This window comes from Microbacterium sp. Soil_C_42 (assembly GCF_057656735.1).
Map to the genome: position 1 here is coordinate 1 of NZ_JBDGJU010000077.1, position 3,479 is coordinate 3,479.

Here is a 3,479-nt window from a genome sequence, read left to right on the forward strand (position 1 = left end):
GCAAGCCGGACGCAGAGGGAGGCCCGACAGCGATGCACGCCACTCTGGGGCCGGACATGATGGGGAAGAACCCTACGGATCCGCACGGTGATCCGCCGGGTTGGGTGGCGAAGCAGGGGTACAACCGAGCCCACCTCCTTGCCGCACAGCTCGGCGGATCCAACTGGGATCCAGCGAATTTCGTCACCATGCACGCCTACGCGAATTCTCCCGTCATGCGAAAAATCGAGAACCAGGTAAGGGCCGCGGTGGAGGGCGGTGAGACAATCCAATACAGTGTCACCCCCCGATACAATGGGACGGATAAAATCCCCACCGGCGTATACATCGAGGCTTACGGATCGAACGGCTTCAAGTTCACCCAGCACCACAGCACCGGAATAACCGAATCAGGCAACACCGCCTTCATTCCAAACCAGCCGAAGGAGTGAGGAGAGTAGTCGAGCAGGTGCGACTCGCTTCACCTCCAGCCTGCAGCCATCCCTTCCGCCCAGAACCCTCAGGAACAGGACCCCCACCATGACCAACGCCCTTGCACGTCTCCTCGAAATCGCCCCGGCGCCCAGCCAGCCCCGCGACAAGGACTGGGGCGAGGTCGAACGTACCCTCGCGGCCGAACTCCCAGACGACTACAAGGAACTCATCGGCGTCTACGGGGGAAGCTACTGGGACAACCATCTTTACGTCCTGGAGCCCAACTGCCCTAACAAGCACTACGATCTCCTCAAGTGGGCCAAGTACCAGTTCGAAGACCTGGAAGACCTGTGGACGGTCGAGAAGAAGCCAGCCGAACTGGAGGCCGAGGGGTCCATGCTCATCCCGTGGGCGACCACGGACAACGGAGAATGCCTGTACTGGCTCGTTCTCCCTGGCGTCCAGCCGAACGAATGGACCGTCATGGTGAACGAAGTGAGCGACCGATGGGAGCACTTCCCCGTATCATGCACGCAATTCCTCGTGTCCGCTCTCACCGGAGAGTTGCAGTCGAACATCCTCTCTTCCTTGTTCCCCCTGGCCACCCATGAATTCAGCCGCCTCGAAGAAGTGTGATGGTGCGGCGCTCTGCCGACACAGGCGTGCTCGGCCTGGCGGAGTGCAGGGCGGCAGCCGCTGATGCGCCTGCTGGCGCCGCAAGCCGGGCGCGGATCGGCCTGCTTCGCGCCGCGCTGCTGCACAGGGCGGGAGCAGAAAAGGCCTGCTGATCAGCTCCACCTACGTGGGCATCGGGCTATCCGGCCCACTGGCTTTAGTACTCCAGCAGCGGATCGTGTCCTGAGCTGGTTGTTGTCGTTGTCAGGGCATGGTGGGGATAGTTGAGGCTCAGGAGTGGGCTGCGGAGTTGGATGCGGTGTTCGCTCGGGTGGCGGGCCGGTTCGGCCGGGCGGATCTGCGCCGGCGGATGCGGGATTACCTGCGGGGTCTACTGGCGCCGGTAGCCCGTAAGAACGGCTGGCAGCTGGCCGAGTACGCAGGTCACCGCACTCCGGACGGGTTTCAGAGGCTGTTGAATTCGAGTGTGTGGGACGCGGACGCACTGCGTGACGACGTCCGGGAGTACGTCGCCGGCAAGCTCGGGCCGGGTGGTGTGCTGATCATCGACGACACCGGGTTCATCAAGAAGGGCAGCACGTCGGCCGGGGTGGGCCGGCAGTACACCGGCACCTCAGGGAAGATCGACAATTGCCAGATCGGGGTGTTCGCCGCCTACACCACCAGCCGCGGACGGGCTCTGGTGGACCGGGAGTTGTATCTGCCCAAGGCCTGGACCGGCGACAGGGAACGCTGCAAGGCCGCGAAGATTCCTGAGGCGCGGGAGTTCGCGACCAAGGGCGAACTCGCGAAGTCGATGGTCACCCGCTGCCTGGCCGCGGGCCTGCCCGCGTCGTGGGTGACCGCGGACGAGGCCTACGGCCAGGAATGGAAGTTCCGGCGCCTACTCGAGGAACTCGGGGTCGGCTATGTCGTTGCGGTCCCGAAGTCACAGCAGGTCAAGAGCCTGGCAGGGTTCTGGCGGATCGACGAGCTGATCGCCCAGGCCCCCGATGACGCCTGGCAGCGGATCTCCTGCGGAGATGGAGCCAAGGGACCGCGGGTCTACGACTGGGCCAGCGCGCGACTGCCGTCGATCAGCTTCTTCGACGGTGACGAGCCCACCCATCACCGCTGGATCCTGGCCCGCCGCAGCCTCACACGGCCCGACGAGATCGCCTACTACTTCGCCTACGCGCCCGTGACCTGCACGATCGCGGATCTGGCAAGGGTTGCCGGGACGCGGTGGGCCATCGAGGAGTGTTTCCAGGCCGCGAAGAACGAATGCGGCCTGGACGAGTATGAAGTCCGCCGATACGTGGGCTGGTACCGGCACATCACCCTCGCCATGCTCGCCCACGCCTTCCTCACCGGCCTCGCCGCCGACGAGGCCGCAAAGGGGGCAGCAGAAACGAACCCACCAGCGACTTCGTCGCTCTCACCGTGGCAGAGATCCGCCGGCTTCTGGAACATCTGCTGCCCCACCACCGAGCACACCGACCTCGTCCACCAGATCACACACTGAACTGGTCCCACTGGCGCCGACGCCACCAAGCCACCGCTCAACGCAGCCATTACCTGAGAAGAACCAGCTCAGGACACGATCCGCTGCTGGAGTATTAGGTCGTCTCTTTCGGATCTTGCCGGGCGGCGCGGGTCAGGCAAGATCCGGAAGAGACGGCCCAGGGGGATGGTCGGGGGGCCGTCCCGGGAACGGGCGTACGGGGTTCAGGAGGGCGCCGAGGTCACTCCGTACGGAGGCCGTCCGGGCGCATCAGCCGCAGCAGCGGGGGCAGGCTGAGCAGGGTCACCACGACCACCACACCCGCGCCGGCGGCCGTCATCCCGAGCACCGACGCCCAGTCGACGCGGACCGGCTGGGCGGCCATGCCCATCAGGACGGCGCCCAGTGCCACGCCGACCCCGGCCGCCAGCACCAGGCCGAGCGCGATCGGCACGGCCGTCTGCCACAGCACCGACAGGCCCAGCGTGGAGCGCTTGGTCCCGAAGGCGACCAGGGAGGACAGCAGCCGCCGGCGCTCGCGCAACTGCTCCAGCTGGGAGACGAGCAGGCTGCCGCCGATCAGGACCAGTACGGCGGTGGCGCCGAAGAACAAGCCCGTGCGGATCGAGGAGAAGCCGGCGGCCTCCCGGGTGTCCTGCAGCCGCATCGCCGTGGCGAGCGGATCCGCCTTGAAGACGGCGTTGCGCGCCCGGTCCAGGGCGTCCGGCCCGGACTCGTCGACCTGGACGTAGATCTCCGGGTACTGGAACTCGCCGAGTTCCTTCGGCGCGGCCGACGGGGTGATCAGCAGGCCGCTGCGCAGCTGCCCGCTGGGGTCCGGCCGGCTGGGCACCGTGCGGGCGGCCGCCGGGAGGGTCCACTTCACCGGAGCGGGCGGGGCGCCCTCCTCGACCTCGTACTGGTGGACGTCGCCGACGAACAGCTC

General features: G+C 66.5%; 3 protein-coding genes and 1 pseudogene. 3 read left to right on the forward strand and 1 reads right to left on the reverse strand.

Features of this window, described 5'->3' with window-relative positions; genetic code table 11:
• The 3 genes and pseudogenes from AC3A46_RS19395 to AC3A46_RS19405 all read left to right on the forward strand — a co-directional run.
• On the forward strand, positions 1–431 hold a 431-nt coding region (locus AC3A46_RS19395), incomplete at its 5' end, for a DNA/RNA non-specific endonuclease (RefSeq protein WP_487666684.1).
• 88 nt (positions 432–519) lie between these two features.
• Entirely contained in the window at positions 520–1,050 is a 531-nt protein-coding gene (locus tag AC3A46_RS19400; RefSeq protein WP_487666685.1) for an SMI1/KNR4 family protein, read from the forward strand.
• A 250-nt stretch (positions 1,051–1,300) separates the two neighbouring features.
• A pseudogene (locus tag AC3A46_RS19405) lies at positions 1,301–2,431 on the forward strand (IS701 family transposase); the annotation flags it as partial.
• A gap of 343 nt (positions 2,432–2,774) precedes the next feature.
• Here the strand turns inward: AC3A46_RS19405 and AC3A46_RS19410 are convergent.
• Positions 2,775–3,479 (reverse strand): ABC transporter permease (locus AC3A46_RS19410; RefSeq protein WP_487666686.1); only part of this gene is annotated, 705 nt, incomplete at its 5' end.